Source organism: Xanthomonas campestris pv. badrii (assembly GCF_012848175.1).
GTDB lineage: Bacteria > Pseudomonadota > Gammaproteobacteria > Xanthomonadales > Xanthomonadaceae > Xanthomonas > Xanthomonas campestris_C.
This window is the reverse complement of record NZ_CP051651.1, coordinates 3,406,943-3,430,403: the sequence shown is the minus strand read 5'-3', so window position 1 is coordinate 3,430,403 and position 23,461 is coordinate 3,406,943. Positions and strand designations below refer to the sequence as shown.

Annotated in this window: 20 protein-coding genes and 1 pseudogene; 14 read left to right on the top strand and 7 right to left on the bottom strand. The window is 65.3% G+C overall.

All coding sequences use genetic code 11. The annotated features are described in order from the left end of the window. Positions 1-91: 91 nt before the first annotated feature. Both HG421_RS14455 and HG421_RS14450 read left to right on the top strand, forming a co-directional pair. On the top strand, positions 92-985 hold the full coding sequence (locus HG421_RS14455; protein WP_169706964.1) for a helix-turn-helix domain-containing protein: 894 nt from the start codon (positions 92-94) through the stop codon (positions 983-985). Between the two features lie 48 nt (positions 986-1,033). Next, positions 1,034-4,003, top strand: coding sequence for a TonB-dependent receptor plug domain-containing protein (locus tag HG421_RS14450; RefSeq protein WP_169706963.1), 2,970 nt, complete (start codon positions 1,034-1,036; stop codon positions 4,001-4,003). Positions 4,004-4,276: 273 nt separating this feature from the next. Here the strand turns inward: HG421_RS14450 and HG421_RS14445 are convergent, their stop codons facing one another. Beyond that, positions 4,277-5,392, bottom strand: coding sequence for an HDOD domain-containing protein (locus HG421_RS14445; protein WP_169706962.1), 1,116 nt, complete (start codon positions 5,390-5,392; stop codon positions 4,277-4,279). A gap of 149 nt (positions 5,393-5,541) precedes the next feature. Then, the gene (gene ppa / locus HG421_RS14440) at positions 5,542-6,078 is read right to left on the bottom strand and encodes an inorganic diphosphatase (protein WP_169706961.1); all 537 of its coding nucleotides are present in this window, start codon (positions 6,076-6,078) and stop codon (positions 5,542-5,544) included. 196 nt (positions 6,079-6,274) lie between these two features. Between ppa and HG421_RS14435 the strand changes: the two genes are divergently transcribed. After that, positions 6,275-6,757 carry a hypothetical protein gene (locus HG421_RS14435; RefSeq protein ID WP_169706960.1) on the top strand — a complete coding sequence of 161 codons (483 nt, stop codon included), beginning with the start codon at positions 6,275-6,277 and terminating at the stop codon, positions 6,755-6,757. Between the two features lie 148 nt (positions 6,758-6,905). Here HG421_RS14435 and HG421_RS14430 read toward each other — a convergent pair whose 3' ends face one another. Continuing rightward, positions 6,906-8,933 carry a sodium-translocating pyrophosphatase gene (locus HG421_RS14430; protein WP_169706959.1) on the bottom strand — a complete coding sequence of 676 codons (2,028 nt, stop codon included), beginning with the start codon at positions 8,931-8,933 and terminating at the stop codon, positions 6,906-6,908. Between the two features lie 248 nt (positions 8,934-9,181). Between HG421_RS14430 and HG421_RS14425 the strand changes: the two genes are divergently transcribed. Together HG421_RS14425 and HG421_RS14420 are read left to right on the top strand one after the other, a co-directional pair. Then, positions 9,182-9,706: a hypothetical protein gene (locus HG421_RS14425; RefSeq protein ID WP_169706958.1), complete on the top strand. Its 525-nt coding sequence runs from the start codon at positions 9,182-9,184 to the stop codon at positions 9,704-9,706. A 237-nt stretch (positions 9,707-9,943) separates the two neighbouring features. Further along, positions 9,944-10,627, top strand: a complete 684-nt coding sequence (locus HG421_RS14420; protein WP_228330813.1) for a hypothetical protein — start codon at positions 9,944-9,946, stop codon at positions 10,625-10,627. 27 nt (positions 10,628-10,654) lie between these two features. Here HG421_RS14420 and HG421_RS14415 read toward each other — a convergent pair whose 3' ends face one another. Then, positions 10,655-10,873: a hypothetical protein gene (locus tag HG421_RS14415; protein WP_169706957.1), complete on the bottom strand. Its 219-nt coding sequence runs from the start codon at positions 10,871-10,873 to the stop codon at positions 10,655-10,657. Between the two features lie 63 nt (positions 10,874-10,936). After that, complete coding sequence (locus tag HG421_RS14410; protein ID WP_169706956.1) at positions 10,937-12,193, bottom strand: 6-phosphofructokinase; 1,257 nt, start codon at positions 12,191-12,193, stop codon at positions 10,937-10,939. Between the two features lie 157 nt (positions 12,194-12,350). On the opposite strand from HG421_RS14410, the gene HG421_RS14405 reads away from it, so the two are divergent. The 5 genes and pseudogenes from HG421_RS14405 (at position 12,351) to HG421_RS21540 (ending at position 16,728) form a co-directional block, all read left to right on the top strand. After that, on the top strand, positions 12,351-12,914 hold the full coding sequence (locus HG421_RS14405; RefSeq protein WP_169706955.1) for an adenylate kinase: 564 nt from the start codon (positions 12,351-12,353) through the stop codon (positions 12,912-12,914). A 360-nt stretch (positions 12,915-13,274) separates the two neighbouring features. Then, positions 13,275-14,642 (top strand): UDP-N-acetylmuramate:L-alanyl-gamma-D-glutamyl-meso-diaminopimelate ligase, encoded by a 1,368-nt coding sequence (gene mpl / locus HG421_RS14400; RefSeq protein ID WP_211161857.1) that lies wholly within the window; start codon positions 13,275-13,277, stop codon positions 14,640-14,642. Next, a complete protein-coding gene (locus HG421_RS14395; protein WP_169706953.1) occupies positions 14,642-15,238 on the top strand; it encodes an LON peptidase substrate-binding domain-containing protein in 597 nt (198 codons plus the stop codon). Before mpl ends, HG421_RS14395 begins: the two co-directional genes overlap by 1 nt. A 147-nt stretch (positions 15,239-15,385) precedes the next feature. Next, complete coding sequence (locus HG421_RS14390) at positions 15,386-16,270, top strand: bestrophin family protein (protein ID WP_169706952.1); 885 nt, start codon at positions 15,386-15,388, stop codon at positions 16,268-16,270. 162 nt (positions 16,271-16,432) lie between these two features. Beyond that, a pseudogene (locus HG421_RS21540) lies at positions 16,433-16,728 on the top strand (hypothetical protein). Between the two features lie 140 nt (positions 16,729-16,868). Here the strand turns inward: HG421_RS21540 and HG421_RS14385 are convergent. Next, positions 16,869-18,950 carry a bifunctional DedA family/phosphatase PAP2 family protein gene (locus HG421_RS14385; RefSeq protein WP_169708209.1) on the bottom strand — a complete coding sequence of 694 codons (2,082 nt, stop codon included), beginning with the start codon at positions 18,948-18,950 and terminating at the stop codon, positions 16,869-16,871. 162 nt (positions 18,951-19,112) lie between these two features. Between HG421_RS14385 and HG421_RS14380 the strand changes: the two genes are divergently transcribed. Beyond that, a complete protein-coding gene (locus HG421_RS14380; protein WP_169706951.1) occupies positions 19,113-19,772 on the top strand; it encodes a serine/threonine-protein kinase in 660 nt (219 codons plus the stop codon). 136 nt (positions 19,773-19,908) lie between these two features. Continuing rightward, complete coding sequence (locus tag HG421_RS14375) at positions 19,909-20,724, top strand: SDR family oxidoreductase (RefSeq protein WP_169706950.1); 816 nt, start codon at positions 19,909-19,911, stop codon at positions 20,722-20,724. Between the two features lie 113 nt (positions 20,725-20,837). Here HG421_RS14375 and HG421_RS14370 read toward each other — a convergent pair whose 3' ends face one another. Then, positions 20,838-21,473, bottom strand: coding sequence for a GntR family transcriptional regulator (locus tag HG421_RS14370; protein ID WP_169706949.1), 636 nt, complete (start codon positions 21,471-21,473; stop codon positions 20,838-20,840). 69 nt (positions 21,474-21,542) lie between these two features. On the opposite strand from HG421_RS14370, the gene HG421_RS14365 reads away from it, so the two are divergent. Continuing rightward, positions 21,543-22,010 (top strand): OsmC family protein, encoded by a 468-nt coding sequence (locus HG421_RS14365; protein ID WP_169706948.1) that lies wholly within the window; start codon positions 21,543-21,545, stop codon positions 22,008-22,010. A gap of 95 nt (positions 22,011-22,105) precedes the next feature. After that, the gene (locus HG421_RS14360; RefSeq protein WP_169706947.1) at positions 22,106-23,332 is read left to right on the top strand and encodes an acetylornithine transaminase; all 1,227 of its coding nucleotides are present in this window, start codon (positions 22,106-22,108) and stop codon (positions 23,330-23,332) included. Positions 23,333-23,461: the final 129 nt, after the last annotated feature.

Genomic DNA, 23,461 nt, shown 5'->3' with positions numbered 1-23,461 from the left:
TAGCGATTTCGGCACAGTTTCGTCAGAACTTCCTGATTCGCGCCAGAGTCGGCAAAACACTACGCCCTCTTTCGTACACGGGGCTGCCAACATGCAACAGGTCATCACTGCCGATCGCGGCCTCGCACTGTCACTGGACGGTGCCAGCGAATCGACCTCGACCACCTGTCTGGCAGTCTCGCGGCTGGGCAGCATCCGCACCACGTCTGCAACGTTCACGCTGTGGGTGCAGTTGCGCGGACGCGCATGGGTGGAATCCAAGGAAGGGCGTTTTCGCCTGCGTGCCGGCGACTGGATTGCCTTCGACAAGGACTCCCATCCCACCGTGCAGGCCGACCGCAGCGCGCTGTGCGTCGGCGTCAGCCTCGATGGCGACAGCCTGCAGTCCCTGGCCGAGCTGACCGACGCCACGCTGTATCCGGGGCGCAGCCAGCTGTCGCGCAACGATCTGCGCATCGCATTGCGGCTGTGGCGCAACGCGGCAGAGCAGAGCGGCAGTGCCTCGGCACGCCCGCTGTTGCTGCACCTGGCCGCGATGCAGCGCGACTTCACCGAGCAGGAACAGCGTTGCCCGGGTCGCTCACGCAGCCGTCGCCGCCAGGTCTTCGGCCGCATGCAGCGTGCGCGGCTGTACCTGGAAGGCAACAGCGACCGCGTCGTGCGCATCAGCGAACTGGCGCAGCTGACCAACTTCTCCAGCTGGTATGTCTCCAAGACGTTTCAGAGCCTGTACGAGGAGAGCCCACAGGCCTTGTCGGCGCGCCTGCGCCTGGAGCGCGCCTCCGATCTGTTGCGCGACACATCGATGATGATCGGCGAGGTTGCGGCCGCCAGCGGCTTCGATAATTGCTGCAGTTTTGCGCGTGCGTTTCGCGCGCGCTTCGGGGTCTCCGCATCGCATTACCGGGACCAGGCGACCAATTCGCCAGATTCGGCAAAGCCACGGAACGTGACGCGCAAAGCGACGGCGTTCACGCAATCGTAATTTGCACAGGGGCGCTTAACGCGCCACTAACGAACCCTGGAGAGATTGATGAACCTTCGCACCTCCGCAGTGCGGCTGGGCCTGTTGCCCGCCGGTATTGCGATCGCGTTGACGCCGGCTTTTGCCGCCAATGCACAAGAGCAGTCCGCCCCGTCGACCACGACCCTGGACCGCATCGAAATCACCGGCTCGCGCATCCGCTCGGTCGACGTCGAAACCGCACAGCCGGTCTTCACCGTCACCCAGCAAGACATCCAGAAGTCCGGCCTGGTCAGCGTCGGCGACATCCTCCAGAACCTGTCGATCGCCGGTACGCAGACTTACAGCAAGGCTGCCGTGCTGACCTCCGATCCGGAACAGGGCGGCCAGTACGTCAATCTCTACAATCTGAATGAAAACCGCACCCTGGTGTTGGTGAACGGCAAGCGTTGGACCAGCAGCCTGAACGGCCTGACCGACATGTCGACCATTCCCAGCTCGCTGATCGAGCGCATCGAAGTCCTCAAGGACGGCGCCTCGGCGATCTACGGCTCCGATGCCGTGGCCGGCGTGGTCAACATCATCCTGCGTCAGAACTACGACGGCGCGGAAGCCTCGGCGTATTTCGGCCAGAACGGCCGTGGCGACGGTTCCAAGGAGCAGTATTCCTTCACCGCCGGCACCACCACCGACCGTGCCTCGCTGGTGTTCGGTGCCAACTACACCAATGAAGATCCGGTGTGGGCCAAGGATCGCGCGCTGACCCGTTACTCGGCCGGCCCGAACCACATCGAAGACAGCCTGAGCGCGACTGGCCCTTGGGGCCGTTTCAACGATCCACGCGCGGTGGGTACGCCGGGCGCGGGCAACTATCTCGACACCGACGGCAATGTGGTCGGTGCAGGCGAGGGTGCATGGTCGCCCAACCAGTGGGTGCTCAACCACACCGGTTCGTTTGACGGCAAGGGCGTCGGCGCTGATTCGCGCAGCCTGTCGAACTATCACATTGGCGCGGGCGTGGACGACTACTACAACTCCGTCGACCAGATGATGTTGCAGCAGTCCAGCAAGAACAAGTCGGTTTTCACCACCGGCAGCTACAACCTCACCGACAACATCACCTTCAAGTCGACGGCGATGTATTCGGAACGTACGTCCAACCGTCAGATTGCGGGCTACCCGCTGCAGGCAACGTCGCAGCCGCAGTTTCCGGTGGCCATCAGTGGCAGCAGCTACTACAACCCGATGGGCCAGGACATCACCAGCTGGTTCCGCCGCACCATCGAGTTGCCGCGCACCACCGAAAGCAACGTCAAGACCCTGCATTTCGATGCAGCGCTGGAAGGCGTGTTCGACGTTGGAAGCCACGGCTGGAACTGGGACGTGGGCTTCAACTACAACAAGTACGATGTGACGCAGGTGTCGCGCGGCAACATCAACCTGCTGGCGCTGCAGAAGGCATTGGGTCCTTCGTTCCTCAATGCACAGGGTCAGGTGCAGTGCGGTACCGCAGCGGCTCCGATCGCGCTGGGTACCAGCAATGCGCTGGGCCAGTGCACCCCGTTCAACATCCTGGGCGGCCCGTCGGCCTCCACGCCGAACGCGCTGCAGTACATCAATGCGCTGGGTCAGTCCACGCAGCAGAGCCTGAGCAAGCAGTGGACCGCCAACGTCACCGGCGGCCTGTTCGACCTGCCGGCCGGTGAGCTGGGCTTCGCCGCAGGCGTCGAACACCGCGAAATCAGCGGCTACGACTATCCGGACCAGCTGTCCAGCGCCGGTTACACCACCGACCTGGCGGCACAGGCCACCGAAGGTCGCTACCAGACCAACGAAGCCTACCTGGAGCTGTTGATCCCGGTGTTGAAGGATCTGCCGGGCGCCAAGGAACTGTCGTTCGACGTGGCTGCGCGTTACAGCAACTACAGCCGCTTCGGCGACACCACCAACAGCAAGTTCAGCTTCACCTGGAAGCCGATCGACGACCTGCTGGTGCGTGGCACCTACGGCACCGGCTTCCGTGCGCCGACGCTGTCGGACACCTTCGGCGGCGGCTCGCAGACGTTCGATACCTTCACCGATCCGTGCGATGCGACCTTCGGTTCGCTGGGCACCGCAGGCGTTGCCGCACGTTGCACCGCTGAAGGCCTGCCGGCAGGTTTCCGTCAGACCGACAGCGCCGGCAATCCGGTCACGCGTCGCGACGTGCAGGGCAACGCGCCGTTCAATTCGGGCGTGGGCAATGCCGAGCTGGAGCCGGAATACAGCATCACCCGGACCGTGGGCATGGTGTACAGCCCGCATTGGGTGCAGGGTCTGGATTTCTCGCTGGACTGGTATCGCATTTCGATCTCCAACATCATCACTTCGCTGTCGGCCAATGATGTGTTGAACAACTGCTACCTCAACAACCTGGCCAGCTATTGTGCCGACTACGGTCGCGACCCGATCAGCGGTCAGGTCACCACGCTGAGCCGCGGCAACGTCAACCTGGGTCGTCTGGAAACCGAAGGCTACAACTTCGGCGTGCGTTACCGCATGCCGGAAACTGCCTACGGCAAGTTCGCCGTCAACCTGGACACCAACTACCTGGCGACCTACAAGTCGCAGGCAGAGTCCGGTGCCGAATGGGCCAACGCGGCCGGCTACTGGAACTTCCCGCGCGTGCGTGCCACCCTGGGTCTGGACTGGTCGTTGGGTTCGCTGTCGGCAAACTGGAACCTGCGCTATTACGGCGGTTTCCGCGATTATTGCTGGGACGCAGCGGCAGGCATCGAGTGCAACAACCCGAACTACCAGACCCCAAACCCGGGCTGGGGCGGTGGCACCGGTTCCAACAAGAAGGGCTCCATCTCCTACCAGGACGTCTCGGTTACCTGGCAGGCTCCGTGGGATGGCAGCGTGACCGTTGGCGCCCGCAACATCTGGAACAAGCAGCCGCCGATCACCTACTCGATCACCAACAGCAGCACCGCTGCGATCGACCCGATGCTCGACTACGACCGCTTCCTGTTCGTGCAGTACAACCAGCGCTTCTGATCATCGAAGCGGTGTAAGTGTTTAGAAGAAAGCGGGCCGAAAGGCCCGCTTTTTTTATGCCTGTCGTCGACTGCATCGAAGCGATGGTGCGTGCGTCTGAGTCGCGTCGGTTGTTGCAATGCGTCCAGGGTGTGGCCCGCTGCCGGAACGCTCTGTGCGCTTCATCCGGAGCCAGGCTGCAGGCCTTTTTGGCGCAGGCGATGCGGCAAAGAAAAAGGCGCGATCGCATCGCGCCTTTTCGCTACTTCAATCGCTGCCCCTGACGGGCGCCGCTTACGCCTCGGCGAGGCCCAGCAAGGTGTCGGCCTGTTCGCGCCAGGCCGGCAGGCGGGAGATCACGCCGACCTTGGACAAATACTCTTCGTCCACGGTTTCGCCGCTGGTCAGTGCCGTGGCCACGTGCACCGCACCGGTGACCCAGAAGCTGCGCAGGCTGGAGCGCTGCGGGTGGCGATGGAAGGCCACTGCCTCGATGATCGGCATCGGCAGGCCCCACAGGCCAAGCAGATAGGCGCCGGCTTCGGTATGGCCCAGGCGCTCGTCGCCGCCTTCCGGCAGCGGCTCGCGCTCATCGCGCACGCCAGGTAGGAGCAGGCCGATGTCGGCCAGCAGCGCGGCGGTGGACCCCAGCTCGGCGCTGGTCGGTGGCAACACCTTGGCCGCCAAGCGCGAGGAGAGCAGGGCGCGGCGTTGCATCGCGCTGCGCTCGGCCGGGGTGAGGGTCTGCACCGAGAACACTTCGCTCGCCAGTACCAGGTCGCGCAGCGTCGCCACGCCCAGGCGGGTCACGGCCGTGCGCAGATCGGTGATGCTGCGGCCGCCGGAAAAGAACGCCGAATTGCACAGCTGCAGCACCTTGGCCGCAATTGCCGGATCGCCCGAGATGAGCTTGGCGATGTCGGCCGCATCGGCGCCATCGTCCTCTTCCAGCGCATGCATCAGGCTCAGATACAGATGCGGTGGCGAGGGCAGCTTTTCGATCCGGCCGATGGCCGCACGCAGGCGCGGATTGCTGAGCAGGTCGCGCAGCTCTTCCAGGCTGGTGACGGCTTCGAGCAGCACTTCCGGCGCCAGCGGCATCGGCAGGAAGCGATGGGCCACGCCGATGATGCGGGCCGGCGGCGTGCGCTGACCATCCTGGGCATCGATCAGGGCAATCCGGATCGTGTCCGGACGCAGCGTCCGGATCTGCCCCAGCAAGGTGGCGGCAGTCAGGTCGGGCAGGAACGGCGCAACGATGACCGCATCGAACGGCGACAGCGCGGCAGCCTCGATCGCCGAATTTCCATCGGCCACCTGCTGCGCCTGCCACTGGTCGCCGAGATCGGAGACGTAATCGACCAGATCGGACGGAAGGCTGGCTTCGTCCCCAACAAACAGAATACGCAAGACACTTCCCCAGAAGTCACCGGCGGCAAGGCGCCGGCCAAACGCAGTCCGGCACTGTACCCAATCTGCCGACGGCGGTCACCGGGATCACGGCAAAAGCGTGATCCCGGTCGCTCCATGCTGATGGAGCTAAGGTGACGGCCAACGGCTCAGGGCGCGTCGGAATTATAGCGTTCCACCGATTCGACCAGGATGCGCTTGGCCTCGGCAGCGCCGCCCCAGCCGTCCAGCTTCACCCACTTGCCCTTCTCCAAGTCCTTGTAATGCTCGAAGAAATGGCCGATGCGCTCCAGCCAGTGGCTGGACACCTGGTCGATATCTTCGATATGCGCATAGCCGGAGAAGATCTTCTCGATCGGCACCGCCAGGATCTTTTCGTCGCCGCCGGCCTCGTCGCTCATGCGCAGCACGCCGACCGGACGGCAGCGCACCACCGAGCCCGGGACCAGCGGCAGCGGCAGCACCACCAGTACGTCGGCCGGGTCGCCATCGCCGCACAGGGTGTTGGGCACATAGCCGTAATTGCAGGGGTAGCGCATCGGGGTCGACAGGATGCGGTCGACGAAGATCGCCCCGCTGGCCTTGTCCACTTCGTACTTGACCGGCTCCGAATCCTTGGGGATTTCGATGACGACGTTGATTTCTTCCGGCAGATTCTTGCCAGAGGTGACCAGTTCAAGACCCATGCGCGTAGCTCCGAGGCGTCAGCAGTGTGTAGAGCGCGATTCTACGCGTTCGGCTGTTGCGCTGCAGCGACGCTGAATAGGCAATGTTCTGACGGACGGGTGCGGCATAGCCTGCATTCATCACAGGCAAGCGCCCGATCCCGGCGGGCCGGCCCCGGGGCGCACGCTGCAGGCTCATCCACCGTTGGGAACCGCCATGCCCAGGCTCACGCGCTTGCTCCTCGTCTTGCTGCTTTCGCTCACCGCACATGCCGCCGCCGCGGCAACGCCGCCACCGACCTATGTGGACGCCGTGGACTGGCCGGCCAATGGAGAGGGCTGGGAGGCCTTCATCGATCTGGAGCAACGGCTGGACCGTGACTTCGACAATATCTGCGGCGACACCTTCTGCGGTGGCGAATTCAGCGACTACCAGCCGCTGCGCTTTCGCTGTTCGGTCCATCGTGTCACCGGCGTGGTGCGTAGCTGCATCTGGACCTTCGGCGCCAGCGAGGTCAGCGTCGATCCACGCAGCGGCTACCTGCGCTCGGACAGCCGGGTCTGGCGTTGCACTGCGCCACTGAAAGCCGGGACCCGCCTGGACGAGATGTATCGTGTGCTTGCCGTGACCAACCCCCTGTTCGAACCGCTGCCGGGCGGTGCGCCGCCGATCTACGATGGCTTGATCGGCTGTCTGTGATCAGCGCCGGGACGAATCACCTGGTTCGAGGAGAGCCAGGTGATTCGCTGCCCCGCACTGGATCAGGGTGTCGACCTGGGTACCGTTGCCGGTCGTGTGGTCCGTATCGCGAGCCGCCGGAGGATCCCGGCGGCGTGGCGTGCGCCGCTCACAGCAATGGCACCAGCAGCAATGCCACGATGTTGATGATCTTGATCAACGGGTTGATGGCCGGCCCTGCAGTGTCCTTGTACGGGTCGCCCACGGTGTCGCCGGTGATCGCCGCCTTGTGCGCTTCGCTGCCCTTGCCTCCGAAGTGACCATCCTCGATGTATTTCTTGGCGTTGTCCCAGGCGCCGCCGCCGGTGGTCATGGAAATGGCCAGGAACAGGCCGGTGACGATCGTGCCGATCAACAGGCCGCCCAGTGCGCGCGGCCCCAGCAACAGCCCCACCACGATCGGCACCACCACCGGCAATAGCGAGGGCACGATCATTTCGCGGATCGCCGAGCGGGTCAGCATGTCGACCGCACGGTCGTATTGCGGCTTGGCGGTGCCGGCCATGATGCCGGGAATCTCGCGGAACTGGCGGCGGACTTCCTCCACCACTGCGCCTGCCGCGCGGCCCACGGCTTCCATTGCCATGGCGCCGAACAGATACGGAATCAGGCCGCCGATCAGCAGGCCGATGATCACCGTGTGGTCGGACAGGTCGAAGGCAAACAGCTCGTTCGGATTGGCGGCCTGCAGGTTGTGGGTGTAGTCGGCAAACAGCACCAGCGCAGCCAGCGCCGCCGATCCGATCGCATAGCCCTTGGTCACCGCCTTGGTTGTGTTGCCGACCGCATCCAGCGGGTCGGTGATGTTGCGCACGTCCGGCGGTAGCTCGGCCATTTCGGCAATGCCGCCAGCGTTGTCGGTGATGGGGCCATAGGCGTCCAGCGCCACGATCATGCCGGCCATCGACAGCATGGCGGTGGTCGCGATGGCGATCCCGTACAAGCCGCCGAAATGGAACGCGCCCCAGATCGCGGCGCACACCGCGACCACCGGCAGTGCGGTGGACTTCATCGAAATGCCGAGGCCGGCAATGATGTTGGTGCCGTGCCCGGTGGTGCTGGCCGATGCCACGTGTTGTACGGGTGTGTATTGGGTGCCGGTGTAGTATTCGGTGATCCAGACGATCAGGCCGGTCAGGACCAGCCCGATCAAGGCGCACACGTACACGGACGTGGCGCCATGGCTGTTCTGGCGCATCAGCGCCTGGGTGATCGGCCAGTAGGCCAGTGCGGCCAGGACGCCGGAGACGATCACGCCCTTGTAGAGCGCTCCCATGATCGAGCCGCCTGCCTTCACCTTGACGAAGGCCGCACCGACGATCGACGCGATGATCGACACCCCGCCAAGCACCAGTGGATACAGCACCGCATGCGGCCCGGTCTCCGCCAGGGTCAGGCTGCCGAGCAGCATCGTGGCGATCACGGTGACCGCATAGGTCTCGAAGAGGTCCGCCGCCATGCCGGCGCAGTCGCCCACGTTGTCGCCCACGTTGTCGGCAATCACCGCCGGGTTGCGCGGGTCGTCTTCGGGGATGCCGGCTTCCACCTTGCCCACCAGGTCTGCGCCCACGTCCGCGCCCTTGGTGAAAATGCCGCCGCCCAGGCGCGCGAAGATCGAAATCAGCGATGACCCGAACGCCAGCCCGACTAGGGCATGCAGGTTTTGCTCCAGCGGGAGCCCCAGGCGCTGCAGCACGGCGTAATACCCGGCCACACCCAGCAGGCCCAGGCCCACCACCAGCATGCCGGTGATCGCGCCACCGCGAAACGCCACATCCATCGCCTTGCCGATCCCGTGGCGTGCGGCCTCGGCGGTGCGCACATTGGCGCGCACCGAGACATTCATTCCGATATAGCCGGCCAGCCCGGAGAGCACTGCACCCAGCGCGAACCCGATCGCGGTGTACCAGCTCAGGAACAGCCCGACCAGCCCGAACAACACGCCGCCGGCGATCGAGATCGTGAGGTATTGCCGATTGAGGTAGGCGCGTGCGCCTTCCTGGATCGCAGCGGCGATCTCCTGCATGCGGGCATTGCCGCTGGGCTGCGCCACCACCCAGCGCGCCGACACGATTCCGTAGACGATTGCCAGGACCGCACATCCCAGCGCAAGCGATAACCCGTAATGTTCCAGCATGACCCCTCCCAGAGAATGGATGTCATCCGGTCGGGATGAACCAGGGGGGCGATGCACGACGAGTAGACGGCGAAGACGAACTCGACGGCCGCAAGGGCCACAATGCGCGTCGCGATGTTCAAGTGGCCGGATCGCGGCCGAGTATGCGCCGCAGCGTGCATGGCTGCCAGCATCGCGGCTTTGGCATGTCGTTCAGTTGCCGCGTGACAGCCTGCGGCCCATCCGATCGAGCGATCCAAGGAGTGACCATGTCCCACCATGCCGCATGCAGCTATGCCGCCCTGCTGAGCGCCCTGCTGCTCACCGGCAGCGCGTTTGCCGCAGACCCCACGCCGGAGCTGAAGGCGCGTGCACCCGGGACCGCGCAGGCGGTTGGGGCAGTACACACCTTGCGCCAGATTCCGGAAGCCTGCGCGCGTCTGGAAGGTGTGTTCACCGGAAATGCCGCGCAGCCATACACCCTGTCCGTGGTGCGTACCAGCCCCGCGTGTCAGCCGCGCGCACGCTTCGTGGACTATGCCAAGGCCGCGCCCAGCGTGGCGTCCGGCTGGATCTTCAACGATGTGATCCGCGTCCCCAGCGCCACCTGTCCGAGCCAGCAGGCGGTCGTACGTATCTGGCGCAAGCCGGTGGATGCCAAGCCGCAACTGGACGGGCAAGGCCAGTCGCGCATCTATCTGGAAGACGCCAAGCAGCAGGCCGCCGCCGGCAAGATCCCGCAGGTGCCGATGTTCGCCGCGCAGCAAACCATGGAAGGCAAGGCCTGTCAGTAAAGGCGGCAGGTCATCGTGCTCGGTGATACCGCCACTAGCGTGCCAATGGAGAATGGGGCGCGCCTAGTTGGTCGACCTTTCCTCATGGGGGCGCCGCGCTGGCAGGGCATGTCCGATGTGCTGCAGATGCCGAGCAAGGCCTGAAAAACGTGGATGCGTCTCGACGATCCATCGCACAGCTGTCGCACAGTCGATCCGGCAATCTCAGTTGCCTAGGTCGCGAATTCCGGATCATTTTTGAATAAACGCATGAAGCGATTTCGTCATTCTTCCGGGCTGCTGGTAGCTCTTGTCCTATCGAACCCGCTGTCGGCACGCGCAGCGGCCAGCATGGTCGTCGACGATGCAAGCGTCACGCCGCGTGGTCAGTGTCAGCTGGAGGCATGGTCGCGTGCAATGCCGGCCACGGCGTCCAGCACACTGGTGCCCGCATGCAATGTTGCGGGGACGGAAATCGCTTTGGGGCTGACCGATATTCGGCATGGCACCACGTCCATGGACCTTGGCGCCAAGCGCGTCCTGCGCGATCCTGAGCAACATGTGTTGGGGGTTGCATTGTCAATGGGCGTGCAGCGCTCCTGGCAGGGTTCGCAACAACGCGCAGGCTACATCACGTTACCGTTGACCTGGTCGTTCGGCGATGCAGAGGCTACCCGCCTTCATGTCAATGCAGGCGTCACTGCAACCTATGCCGGGCCCGACACGACCAATGCCGGCATCGGGATCGAGCACGCGGCCACCGCCTCATGGACCCTGCTGGGCGAAGCATTCGGTGATGACCATCAAGGACAGGGAGCGCAGGCGGGAGTGCGCAGGATGGTCGGCAAGGCGTCCAGCATCGATCTGCTTGTGGGCCGCGACCGCCTCAACGCACCGCGCGGATGGATCACCCTCGGGATCAACCTGGCGATGGCGCCGTAGCAGCGCTGCCCACCAAGCTGGATGAACTCACTTGACGAGCAGCGTTGCCAGGGTTTCGGCATGTGACGCAGGCTGCGGGCCGGTCTCGTGCATTCCATCCTGACGTGAGCCGCAGCGCCCTGCGACAGGCAGCCCCAACTGCAGCAGCTGCCACTCCCATGTCGCATCGATGTCGACGCTAGGTGCCACGCACATTTCCCGGTGCCGCCGCCATGTCATCCGGCTGGTGCGGGAATGCGGCTGCATGCCATCGTTTGCCTGTCCAGGTGTTGATGCGTCACCACCTGGAGCGTGGCCGTCTGGCTGAGCTCAGCCTTCCCAGCTCGGCAGCTTCTTCGCCACGGCCACGTTCTTCAGGCTGACGTATTTGGGCAAGCCATCGCTGCCGTAGGCCAGAGGCGCCTCGCCCTTGATCAGCGGGGCGAAATAGCGGCGGGCGCGTTCGGTGATGCCGAATCCGTCCTTGCGCAGGAAGCTGGGCGGCATCTTCTTTTCATGGTTGGCCACCTTGTGCAGCGGGGCCGGCACGATCTTCCAGCGGTACGGCGCATCGCTGACGCGTTCGATCACCGGGATCACCGCGTTCATGCCCTTGAGTGCGTACTGCACGGCGGCCTTGCCGACAGCCTGGGCCTGTTCCCAATCGGTCTTGGAGGCGAGGTGGCGTGCGGACCGCTGCAGGTAATCCGGCAGGGTCCAGTGCACCTTGTAGCCGAGTTCCTGCTTGACCTGCGCGGCCAGAAACGAGGCCACGCCGCCGAGTTGCGCGTGGCCGAACGAGTCGGCTGCGCCGCCTGCGTCGGCGACGAATTTTCCGTGCGCGTCCTGGATGCCCTCGCTGGCAACCACCACGCACCAGCCGACCTTTTCCACCACCTGCTTCACCTTGGCCAGGAACACCGCCTGATCGTAGGCCCGCTCGGGCAGCAGGATGATTTGCGGTGCGTCGTCCGGGCCTTGCCCTGCCAGGCCCGCGGCTGCGGCCAGCCAGCCGGCGTGGCGGCCCATCGCTTCGTAGATGAAGACCTTGGTCGAGGTATCGGCCATCGCGGCGACATCCAGCGCGGCCTCGCGGACCGACACCGCGGTGTACTTGGCGGCCGAACCAAAGCCGGGGCAGGTATCGGTCACGGCCAGATCGTTGTCGATGGTCTTGGGCACGCCGATGCAGTGCAGCGGGTAGCCATAGGCCTTGGCCAGCTGCGAGACCTTCCAGGCGGTGTCGGCCGAATCGTTGCCGCCGTTGTAGAGGAACCAGCGCACGTCGTGCGCGCGCAACACGTCGAGCAGGCGTTCGTACTTGGCGCTGTCTTCTTCGAGCGATTTGAGCTTGTAGCGGCACGAGCCGAATGCACCGCCGGGCGTCTGCGCCAGTGCGGCGATCGCGGCGGCCGACTCCTTGGAGGTATCGATCAGCTCTTCGCGCAATGCGCCCAGGATGCCGTTGCGCGCGGCCAGGACCTTGATCTTGCGCGCGCGTGCCTCGCCGATCACGCCGGCGGCAGTGGCGTTGATGACGGCGGTGACGCCGCCAGACTGGGCATACAACAGATTGCCGGTGGTCATAGGGGACAGGCTCCTCACAAGGGCGATGGCGCAAGGGACAGTGCCGGGACATTCCCCGGATGCGGTAAGCTGCACGACCATACGGTCAGCGCTGGCGAAGACCTGAGTCTAACGCCGCCAACCGCAACGCGTTTTTCTTCGAAAGTGGAGTCCACTGATGCGATTGGTTCTGTTGGGACCGCCCGGTTCGGGCAAGGGCACCCAGGCGACACGTCTCAAAGACACGTTTGATATCCCGCACATTTCCACCGGCGATCTGTTGCGCGCCGAAGTGGCCGCCGGCTCGCCGCTGGGCCTGAAGGCCAAGGAAGTCATGGCACGCGGCGATCTGGTGTCCGACGACATCCTGCTCGGCATGCTGGAAGCGCGTCTGGGTCAGCCCGACGTCTCCAAGGGCTTCATCCTCGACGGCTACCCGCGCAATGTGGCGCAGGCCAATGCGCTGGACAGCCTGCTCAGCAAGATCGGGCAGCCGCTGGATGCAGTGGTGCAGTTGGATGTGGCCAGCGAATTGCTGGTCGAGCGCATCGCTGGGCGGGCCAAGGCCGAAGGCCGCGAAGACGACAATCCCGAATCGGTACGCAAGCGTCTGCAGGTGTACACCGACTCGACGGCACCGGTGATTGGCTTCTACGAGCAGCGCGGCAAGCTGGCGCGCGTGGACGGCGTCGGCTCGCTGGACGAAGTGTTGGAGCGTATCAGCAAGGCGCTGGGCCGCTGAGCTCATCCGGCCGGGCGCAATGCCCGGTCCTTGACGCGGCGCGCCCACGGCAGCGCCGCGGCGCAGGTGCAAGCCCTGCGAGTCTGGCCTCGTCCAAAAAAGAAAAACCCCGGTCGTACACGACGACCGGGGCAGAATAACGCCAGTAGTGAGCTTGCTCAGAGCCCCGACAGCATGAGCTCCCTGGGGATTTGGCCTCTTGGGGAGTAGGACCAAAGGGATGCTGCGACTGGCGTTCAGCATAGTGATGGATGTGACGCAGTTCGCATATCGGGAAATTCCCGACAGTACGGTAGGTGTTTCCTGATACTGGGGCCGGGAGTGGAGTGGAATGTCCCGCAACTGCGGTGATCGGCGACAATATGCGGCATGACCAAACTCCACATCCTCGGCATCGCCGGGACTTTCATGGGCGGTGTGGCCGCCCTGGCGCGCGAGCTGGGCTGGCAGGTGGAGGGCAGCGACCAGGCCATCTATCCGCCGATGTCCACTCAGCTGGAAACGCTCGGCATCGCGCTGGCGCAAGGCTACGCGCCGTCGAACATCGCGCCCGATGCCACCGACGTGGTCATCGGCAATGCCTTGTCGCGCGGCAATCCGGCGGTGGAAGCGGTGCTCGATGCCGGCCGTCGCTACACCTCCGGCGCCCAATGGCTGGCCGAACAGGTATTGCCGGGCCGCGACACGCTGGCGGTGGCCGGCACCCATGGCAAGACCACCACCACCACCATCCTGAGCTATCTGCTCGAGGCCGCCGGGCGGGCGCCCGGCTTCCTGATCGGCGGGGTGGCCGAGGACTTCGGCGTCTCCGCACGGCTGGGCCAGGGCCGCGAGTTCGTGGTGGAGGCCGACGAGTACGACACCGCGTTCTTCGACAAGCGCAGCAAGTTCGTGCACTACCGGCCGCTGGTGGCGATCCTCAACAATCTCGAATACGACCACGCCGATATCTTTCCGGATGTGGCCGCCATCCAGCGGCAGTTCCATCATCTGGTGCGCACCGTGCCGGCGCGCGGGCGCTTGATCGTCAACGGTGACGACGCGCGGCTGGCCGAGGTGCTGGCCATGGGCTGCTGGACGCCGGTGGAACGTTTCGGCTTCGATGCCGGGCTGGAGTGGAGCGCGCGCCTGATCGCCGCCGATGGCAGCGCGTTCGCGGTGGCCCATCGCGGTGTGGAGATCGGTCAGGTGCAGTGGCCACTGGTAGGCCGGCACAACGTGCTCAACGGGCTGGCCGCATTGGCCGCGGTGCATGCGGTGGGCGTGGACCCGGCGACGGTGATGCCGGCGCTGGCGCAGTTCCAGAGCGTCAAACGGCGACTGGAAGTGCTGGGCCAGGCGCGCGATATCACCGTCTACGACGACTTTGCGCATCACCCCACGGCGATTGCCACCACGCTGCAGGGACTGCGCGCCAAGGTGGGTGCGGCGCGCGTGCTGGTGGCGATGGAGCCGCGCAGCAATTCGATGCGCCTGGGCGCGCATGCGCAGGCGCTGGCGCCGTCGCTGCACGATGCCGATGCGGTGGTGTTCCTGCACCGGCCAGAATTGCCCTGGGACGCTGCGCCGATCATCGCGCAGGTACGCGGCGATGCGCGCGTGGCGCATGACGTCGATGCATTGCTGCACACCTTGGGCGAGCTGGCGCAGCCAGGCGACCATGTGGTGTTCATGTCCAATGGCGGCTTCGATGGCGCGCCGCGTCGCTTCCTGGCGCAGCTGTCCTGATGGCGCCGATCCCCGCCACTGCCGATACCAGCGCGTTGCCGCTGTTCCCTTTGCACAGCGTGCTGTTGCCGGGCGCGGCGATGGGTTTGCGCGTGTTCGAACGCCGCTATCTGGATCTGGTACGCGAATGCGGCCGTAACGGCACCAGCTTCGGTGTGTGCCTGATCCTGGAAGGCAACGAAGTCGGCGTGCCGGCGACGCCGGCCGCGTTCGGTACCGAAGTACGCATCGAGGATTTCGATATGGGCGCCGACGGCGTGCTGGTGCTGCGCTTGCGCGGCACGCGACGTTTCCACGTACAGCGCTCGCGCATTCGCGACAACGGTCTGGTGGTGGGCGATGTCGCCTGGCGCGAGGCGGATCCGGATGACGAACTGCGGCCCGAGCACGGCCTGCTGTCCACGGTGCTGGAGCGCATGCTGGAACAGGTGGGGGGCGAATTTGCATCGGTGGGACCGGGGTTGCTGGATCAGGCCGCCTGGGTTGGTTGGCGGTTGGCCGAGCTGCTGCCATTGACCGAGCAGCAGCGGCTCTCGCTGTTGCAGCAGGACGATCCGCATCGGCGGCTGGATCAATTGCTTGCATGGATGCCATGACGCGTTGACGCACTGGCGCGGTTGAGCCCCTCACCACGCTTGCACCGCTGCAACGGCACACTCGCCACGCTTGAGTGCGCTGCCGAAGGCATCCACGCACTGGATGTGCGCAACGGCGGCACTCGCTATCGATCCCCGGAGTGAGCCTTGATCATCGATGTCAAACCGCGTGTGGCGGATGTGTTCAACCAGGTCTGGCGGACCCTGGCGGTGTTGTTCGTGTGGGATGTGTTGATCACCATCATTTATTACGTGCTGCCGTTCCGTGCACCGGCGTTGCCGCTGACCATCTTCGGTTCTGCGCTGGCGTTGTTCCTGGGCTTTCGGGCCAATTCCACCTACCAGCGTTGGTGGGAAGGGCGGGTGTTGTGGGGCCAGATGATCAATGCCTCGCGCAATCTGGTGCGCTTGAGCGTCAGTATCCTGTCTGCACCGGGAGCCGGCGATCTTGGGCGCACCATTGCGCTGCGGCAGATTGCCTACGTCAACGCACTGCGCTGCCAGCTGCGCCGGTTGCCGGTGGCGATGGTGTTGTCTCCGCATGTGGACGCCGACGAAGCGGCGGCGGTGGTGGTGCGCACCAACGTGGCGAACGGCTTGCTCGATACCACCGGGCGCAGCGTCGAACAGGCACGTCGCGAGGGCTGGATCGACAGCATCCAGCAGGCCAGCGTCGAACGCATCCTGGTGGACATCGCCAACGCGCAAGGCGGCATGGAGCGCCTGAAAAATACGCCGCTGCCGTATCAATATCGCTTCTATCCGAACCTGTTCACGCGGCTGTTCTGCGTGCTGCTGCCGATCGGCCTGGTGGAGACGCTGCAATACGCCACGCCGGTGGGATCGACGGTGGCCGGCTTGATGTTTCTGGCGGTGCTGAAGATCGGCGATGAACTGGTCGACCCGTTCGCCAACACCATCCACGACCTGCCGCTGGATACCATGTGCCGCACGGTGGAGATCGATGCGCTGCAGGCCATTGGTGAGCAAGCGCCGGAGCCGATGCAGCCGGTGGATGGCGTGTTGTGGTGAGATATCGCGCGCTGATTCAACGCGGCGTTTGCATATCCGAACGGCGCTGATCCCCAGTGCCCCAGTCGCTTTGAAAGGCGATGGAACGGCGCTGACAGTTGCAGAGCTGATGATCTGCGGCTTGGCCGCGGGGCCCTTGCCCGCCCACCATCGCGGGACACGCTGCAAGTACGTCCTTGTAAGCTCCGTGGCGGCATCCATGCCGCCAAGGGTCCCGCGACGGTGAGCGGGCAAGGACCAGTCCAGTTGGTCGGTGCGCAGAGTGTTCAAGCGATAGCAAACCATGCGACACAGGCGGCGCAGTGTTCTCTGCTCTTCGGTAGATCACCGACAAACGTTCTGGTGCGGTGTCCTCGCCGCTTGCGGGACCGTTGGCGGCATGGATGCTGCCACCGGGCCCCCATGGATGGGTTCACGGAGTGTCCCGCGAGCGGCGAGGGCACCGCGCGCTCGGCTAGCCAAGCGTTCACCCTGAGAATTCAGCAGCCTCGAGACGGCGCCAGCACGTCACCATCGAGACAGGGTTCAACGGCCGTTGCTGACATCCCACACCGACACGACGGCGCGATCGCCGGTCAATCGCCTGTTGCCCGATCGATCAAAGGCGCCGTTGTGGCGGATCTGATACGGCAGGCTTGGACGCAGTGGTTTCCGTCTGCGGTGCAGCGTTGTCTTCGCCGCGCACCGCACTGCCCGAGGTGCTGTCGATCAGGATCACCGGCACCTGCGAGCGGCGTCGCTGTTCCACGCGATGCGGCAATGGGCCGAGTGCGTCGCGCAAGGCGCTCAATGCCGGGTCCACGCCGCGCAACGGATACCACAAGCCGATCAGGCTGAAATGGCGGCTGTAGCGCAGGGTCTGGGTGCTGCCCACCCATAGCGGTTGCGCATCGGGCTGCAGGCGTGCGGCGGCGGGCCACAGGCGCAGGACATGTACGTGGCCGGGCGCCGCATGGCGCACCATCAGCAAGGCTTCGACCTGCGTGTCGAGGGTGGCCGGCAGGATCGGCACCTCGTCCGGGCGGCCGCTGACGTCGAGCAGGTGCAGTGCCTGTTCCCACCCGGCCTGCGGTTGGGCCCGCCAGCCGCGCGCTTCGAGCTGGCGTTGCAGTGGTGCCAGCGGGCCGGCAAGCTGCACGTCCAGCGGCCAGCGCTGGTCGTCGTCGAATTCGTTGCGGCGCGCCGGAAGCAGGCGCCATTGGCTGGCCCACCACTCGCTGGCGGGCAGCTCCATCAGCAACGGCGGTGGCGGTTCGAACTTGGCCAGCTTGGTGTCGAGGTTGCGTGGCGCAAAGAAGATCGCGCAGCCCAGGAACACGCCATAGAAGATCCATGACACCGGCTTGACCCAGAACGCCCGGGTGGCGCGACGGCGGTAGGCAATACCAAGCACCAGCAGCCAGAAGATGCCGAACAGCATGCCGCCGACCACATCGCTGAGCCAATGCGCGCCCAGGTACAACCGCGCAAAGCCGATCAGCGAGACGATGGCGCCACTGACCAGGTACGGCCACACCCGGCGCCGGCCAGGCAGTTCGCGTGCGATCAGCAGCGCGAAGAAGCCAAACCCAATGGTGGCCATGGTGACCGCCACCGACGGAAACCCGAACCCGCTGCTGGCCGCAGGCGGGCGCACCACTTGTACGGTCGCGCCCAGCAACTGCGTCAACGCAAGGCCGAACGCCAGCGCGATCACCCAATGCGTCACCGCCATCCAGCGCCGGCGCCAGGCCAGGTAGCCCATCGCCGCGGCGATGGCCGGCAGCAGCACTTGCCAGTCGCCCAGCGAGGCCAGCGCCACCATCGGGTAATCGGCCAGCGGGTTGCGCAGCGCCAGCATCAGGTCGTGCACGGCCAGGTCCACGCGCAGCGGCTCGCCGTGTGCCAGCACCACCATCAGCAGTACGAACCAGCCCCAGCCGAGCAGCAACAGCATCAAGGCCATCATCGCCAGCGGCACCGATTCGCGGCGCCGTGGGTCGAACACGCTGACCGACCAGTCACCCAGCACCGGATGGCGATGCGACCATTCCAGCAACCGCGCCAGCAGTGCATCCAGGTGGCCGGCGGACCAGCGATACGAATACAGCACCATGGCCCAGGCCAGCCCGATCACCGCGGCCAGCAATGCCACCACCACGAACAGGCGCCCGGCCACGGCGGCCACCGCGTCGTAGGCGGTGCCCAGCACCCAGCCCGGCACCAGGAACAGCAGTGCCCAGGAAATGCAGGCCAGCCCACTGGCGGTCAGGTAGCGCTTGAACGGCATGTGCGACATGCCGGCGATGGCCGGCACGAACGGCCGCACCGCGCCCACGTAACGGGCGATGAGAATGCTCTTGAACGCATTGCGCCGGAACAGCAACTCGCCGCGTTCCAGCAATTGCGGATAGCGCCGGAACGGCCAATAGGTGTGCAACTGGTGGCCCCATCGGTGGCCCACCCAGAAGCTCAGTGCATCGCCGACGAAGGCGCCCAGCGTGGCGCAGACCACCGCGTACGGCCCGTTGATCTGGCCGAGCCCGATCAGCACGCCGATGGCGAACAGCAGCGGCAAGGCGGGCACGATGGCCCCCAGCACGATCACCGCATCGCAGAATGCGATGGCAAAGATCACCACGCCAGCCGAGGTGGGGTGGTGTCCGATCCACTCCAGCGTGGCGTCGATCCATGAGTTCATTCCCGAATTATAGGTGGGCATGGCGACGACTGACTTGCGCCCTGCTCACATCGGGCGGTTTGCTTCACCTCAGGTTGCAACCGCCCCGGTGTTGCCTGCCCTTGGCACAGCGGCGCCCGCCTTGGCGATGTGGCGATGCTGGGCGCCCGTCTACAATGGGCGATGAGCGACGATCCTGCCGGCAACCTGCCGCTGAAGTCCGATACCTTCGGGCGCATCCTGCTGATCCGCGACGCCGGCCGCGTATTCGTGCGGCGCGACCTGAGCGCGGCACCGTGGCTGCTGCGCGGTGTGGCGTGGTGGCTGGCGCGGCGCGAAGCGCTGGCACTGCGGCAGCTGGATGGCCTGCCGCACACGCCACGCCTGCTGCATTGGGACGGGCGCCATCTGGACCGCAGCTACCTGGCCGGCGATGCGATGTACCAGCGCCCGCCGCGCGGCGACCTGGCCTACTTCCGCAGTGCGCGCCGGCTGTTGCAGCAGCTGCATCGGTGCGGCGTGGCGCACAACGATCTGGCCAAGGAGGCCAACTGGCTGGTGCAGGACGATGGCAGCCCGGCGGTGATCGATTTCCAGCTGGCGGTGCGCGGCCACCCACGCGCGCGCTGGATGCGCCTGCTTGCGCGTGAAGACCTGCGCCACCTGCTCAAGCACAAGCGCATGTATTGCCCGGCCGCCATCACCCCGGTGGAACGCCGCGTCCTCAAGCGCCGCTCCTGGGTGCGCGAGCTGTGGTTCGCCACCGGCAAGCCGGTCTACCGCTTCGTGACCCGCCGCGTGCTGCACTGGGAAGACAACGAGGGGCAGGGGCCGAAGCCCTGAGGGGCGGGGAATTGGGAGTGGGGAATCGGGAATGGGTAAAGCAGCATTGCGGGAGCTGAGGGCGCGTTGGGCGATCAAGGCGCTAAGCTCCTACGATTCCCGATTCCCGATTCCCGATTCCCGATTCCCGATTCCCATGACCCTACAAGGCAAAACCCTCTTCATCACCGGTGCCTCGCGCGGGATCGGATTGGCGATCGCGCTGCGGGCGGCACGCGATGGGGCCAATGTGGCGATCGCGGCCAAGTCGGCGGTGGCCAATCCGAAACTGCCCGGCACCATCCATAGTGCCGCCGATGCGGTGCGTGCGGCGGGTGGGCAGGCGCTGGCGCTCAAATGCGACATCCGCGACCAAGCGCAGGTGCATGCCGCTGTGGCCGCCACCGTCGAAGCGTTTGGCGGAATCGATATCCTGGTCAACAACGCCAGCGCGATCTGGTTGCGCGGCACGCTGGACACGCCGATGAAGCGCTTCGACCTGATGCAGCAGGTCAATGCGCGCGGCAGCTTCGTCTGCGCGCAGGCCTGCCTGCCGCATCTGCTGCAGGCACCCAATCCGCACATCCTCAGCCTGGCGCCGCCGCCCTCGTTGAACCCGGCGTGGTGGGGCGCGCATACCGGCTACACGCTGGCCAAGATGGGCATGAGCCTGGTGACGCTGGGGCTGGCTGCCGAATTCGGCCCGCAAGGCGTGGCGGTCAATGCGCTATGGCCGCGCACGGTGATCGCCACCGATGCGATCAACATGCTGCCCGGCGTGGATGCCGCTGGCTGCCGCCGGCCGGAGATCGTGGCCGATGCGGCGCATGCGCTGCTGACCCGCACCGCGTCCGGCTTCCACGGGCAGTTCCTGATCGACGAGCAGGTGCTGGCGCAGGCCGGCGTCACCGACTTCAGCGGCTATGCGGTCGATCCGTCGCGCAGCCTGTTGCCGGATCTGTTTCTGGACTGAGCGGATTGTCGACTGAGCGCGGCGCAGGCGGCCATCCGCGCAGGTATCGCGAACCATCGGTCCAGAGAAGAGGGATCGCGCCGGACAAAAATCGGGATTCCTGCCACCGCCGGTCAGGCAGCCTGGTTGTCACTGTCCGCGCTGTTGGCCAGGGCCAGCAAGCATTCCAAGGACCGCCGAAGATGCTCCTCCAACAAAGTTGAGCCTTCATCGGAGCGTCCGGCAATGTACGCCTCTGCAATTGCCTCATGATCACGCAACCATCGCTGGGTTTCGGTGGCCAGTGCGGTGTATCGGGACGCTTGTAGGACGCAGATCTTGCGCAGGTCGTCGACGATTGCCAGTTGCCGGGGCCGGCCGGCCGCCGCGTAGAGCGCTCGGTGGAAATCCCAGTCTCCCTGGTGCCAACCGGGCCTACCGGCTTCCAGAGACGTCCGCCGGAGCAGATACAAGACCTCTGCTTTTGCCTGGTCATCGGCCTTGTGCACGGAGCGCTGCAGGAGGTCGCATTCGAGCATGATCCGCAGGTCGAATATCTCCGTCAGGTCCGTGGCCGACAGGACAATGATTCGCGCGCCTTTTCCAGGGACGACCTCGACCAGTTTGTCGGCGGCAAGAACCAGCAGAGCATCGCGGATCGGAATACGGCTGACTGCATATTCCTTGGCGAGACGCGATTGGGACAACAACGCCCCGGGAGCGTATTTCCCCTCCAAGATGGCAATGCGCAGCTGGTTCGTAATATCCATTGTCGGGCTTTCACTCGTGGTGTATACATGTATACATGTATACACAACTCATGATCCTGGGGAAAGCCAATGACGCATCGATACACGTCCTCCGTCATCTGGACGGGCAACCGGGGCGAAGGCACGGTCAGCTATCGCGGTTACGACCGCACGTGGGATGTGGCCGTTCCGGGCAAAGCCGTCATTCACTGTTCCAACGACCCGTTGCTTGGTGGTGATCCCGCCAAAATGAATCCCGAGGATCTGCTGCTCTCGGCGCTTTCGGCCTGCCACATGCTTTGGTATCTGCACTACGCATCGGATGCGAACATCATCGTGACCGGCTATGCGGATAGCCCGCTCGGCATCGGCCAAGTTGAGAGCAGTGGTGCGGGTCGCTTCACGTCGGCAACCTTGCGTCCGCGTATCGCCGTTCGTGCGGGAACCGACATCGAACTTGCGACAGCAATGCATTACAAGATCCACGACGTGTGCTTCATCGCTAGATCCGTCAATTTTCCGATCACCTACGAACCGGAATTCGTGCCCGAACTTTAATGGGCAACGAGCGTGATTGATGCGTGTGTTGCCCGCATTAGGCGCGCGAATGCGCGAGAATGCCCGCTCCCCTTCCGCTTCTGCGACCGATCATCATGAGCACCGCTGCCGATTCGCCCCTGTCCCTTGCGCACTACTACCTGCCGGTCTATCGCCCGCGCCAGGTGGTGCTGGAGCGTGGGCAGGGCAGTCGCGTGTGGGACGATGCCGGGCGCGAGTATCTGGACCTGTCCTCGGGCATCGCCGTCAGCGGGCTGGGCCATAACGATCCGGACCTGGTGGCCGCGCTCACCGAGCAGGCCGGCAAGCTGTGGCACACCAGCAACATCTTCTACAGCGCGCCGCCATTGAAGCTGGCCGAAGAACTGGTGGGCGCCTCGCGCTTCGCCGAGAAGGTGTTCCTGTGCAATTCCGGCACCGAAGCCAATGAAGCGGCGATCAAGCTGGTGCGCAAGTGGGCCAGCGACCAGGGCCGCCCACCGGAGCGGCGCGTGATCGTCACCTTCCGCGGCAGTTTCCACGGCCGCACGCTGGCGTCGGTCACCGCCACCGCGCAGCCGAAGTATCAGGAAGGCTACGAGCCGCTGCCGGGCGGATTTCGCTACGTGGATTTCAACGATGTGGCGGCGCTGGAAGCGGCGATGGCCACTGGCGATGTGGCGGCGGTGATGGTGGAGCCGATCCAGGGCGAGGGCGGGGTGATGCCGGCAGCGCCGGGCTTTCTGGCCCGCGCACGCGCGCTGTGCGACCAGCATGAGGCCTTGCTGGTGCTGGACGAGATCCAGTGCGGCATGGGCCGCACCGGTAGCCTGTTCGCGCATTGGCAGGAGCAGGTGACGCCGGACATCGTGACCCTGGCCAAGGCATTGGGCGGCGGTTTCCCGATCGGTGCGATGCTGGCTGGCCCCAAGGTGGCGCAGACCATGCAGTTCGGCGCGCACGGCACCACTTTCGGCGGCAATCCGCTGGCTGCGGCGGTGGCGCGGGTGGCGTTGCGCAAGCTGGCCTCGCCGGAGATTGCGGCCAACGTGGAGCGTCAATCGGCTGCGTTGCGCGCGGGGCTGGAGGCATTGAATGCCGAGTTCGGGCTGTTCGCGCAGATCCGCGGGCGCGGGCTGATGCTGGGCGCGGTGCTGGCGCAGGCGCATGCCGGCCAGGCCGGTGCGATCCTCGACTTGGCGGCCAAGCACGGGCTGCTGGTGCTGCAGGCGGGGCCGGATGTGCTGCGCTTCGTGCCGGCGCTCACTCTCACCGATGCGGAGCTGGCCGATGGTTTGGCGCGTTTGCGGCTGGCGATTGCCGAGCATGTCGCGCAGTCGTGATGGATGCCTGCGTCATGCGCAGTGCTGGATGATTGGGCGTGGCTTGGGGTGAGCGTGCGCAGTCTGGCGGGCGGGATTGCGTGGGCTGTCAATCGTTTGATTTTGAGGTTCTGGCCTGATTTGGGGGCT

Bases quoted from the DNA above. Each gene is read 5' to 3' on its own strand.
- HG421_RS14455 (WP_169706964.1), top strand. From the start codon at position 92: ATGCAACAGGTCATCACTGCCGATCGCGGCCTCGCACTGTCACTGGAC.
- HG421_RS14450 (WP_169706963.1), top strand. From the start codon at position 1,034: ATGAACCTTCGCACCTCCGCAGTGCGGCTGGGCCTGTTGCCCGCCGGT.
- ppa (WP_169706961.1), bottom strand. From the start codon at position 6,078: ATGGGTCTTGAACTGGTCACCTCTGGCAAGAATCTGCCGGAAGAAATC.
- HG421_RS14435 (WP_169706960.1), top strand. From the start codon at position 6,275: ATGCCCAGGCTCACGCGCTTGCTCCTCGTCTTGCTGCTTTCGCTCACC.
- HG421_RS14430 (WP_169706959.1), bottom strand. From the start codon at position 8,933: ATGCTGGAACATTACGGGTTATCGCTTGCGCTGGGATGTGCGGTCCTG.
- HG421_RS14425 (WP_169706958.1), top strand. From the start codon at position 9,182: ATGTCCCACCATGCCGCATGCAGCTATGCCGCCCTGCTGAGCGCCCTG.
- HG421_RS14415 (WP_169706957.1), bottom strand. From the start codon at position 10,873: ATGCAGCCGCATTCCCGCACCAGCCGGATGACATGGCGGCGGCACCGG.
- HG421_RS14410 (WP_169706956.1), bottom strand. From the start codon at position 12,193: ATGACCACCGGCAATCTGTTGTATGCCCAGTCTGGCGGCGTCACCGCC.
- HG421_RS14405 (WP_169706955.1), top strand. From the start codon at position 12,351: ATGCGATTGGTTCTGTTGGGACCGCCCGGTTCGGGCAAGGGCACCCAG.
- HG421_RS14395 (WP_169706953.1), top strand. From the start codon at position 14,642: ATGGCGCCGATCCCCGCCACTGCCGATACCAGCGCGTTGCCGCTGTTC.
- HG421_RS14385 (WP_169708209.1), bottom strand. From the start codon at position 18,950: ATGAACTCATGGATCGACGCCACGCTGGAGTGGATCGGACACCACCCC.
- HG421_RS14380 (WP_169706951.1), top strand. From the start codon at position 19,113: ATGAGCGACGATCCTGCCGGCAACCTGCCGCTGAAGTCCGATACCTTC.
- HG421_RS14375 (WP_169706950.1), top strand. From the start codon at position 19,909: ATGACCCTACAAGGCAAAACCCTCTTCATCACCGGTGCCTCGCGCGGG.
- HG421_RS14370 (WP_169706949.1), bottom strand. From the start codon at position 21,473: ATGGATATTACGAACCAGCTGCGCATTGCCATCTTGGAGGGGAAATAC.
- HG421_RS14365 (WP_169706948.1), top strand. From the start codon at position 21,543: ATGACGCATCGATACACGTCCTCCGTCATCTGGACGGGCAACCGGGGC.
- HG421_RS14360 (WP_169706947.1), top strand. From the start codon at position 22,106: ATGAGCACCGCTGCCGATTCGCCCCTGTCCCTTGCGCACTACTACCTG.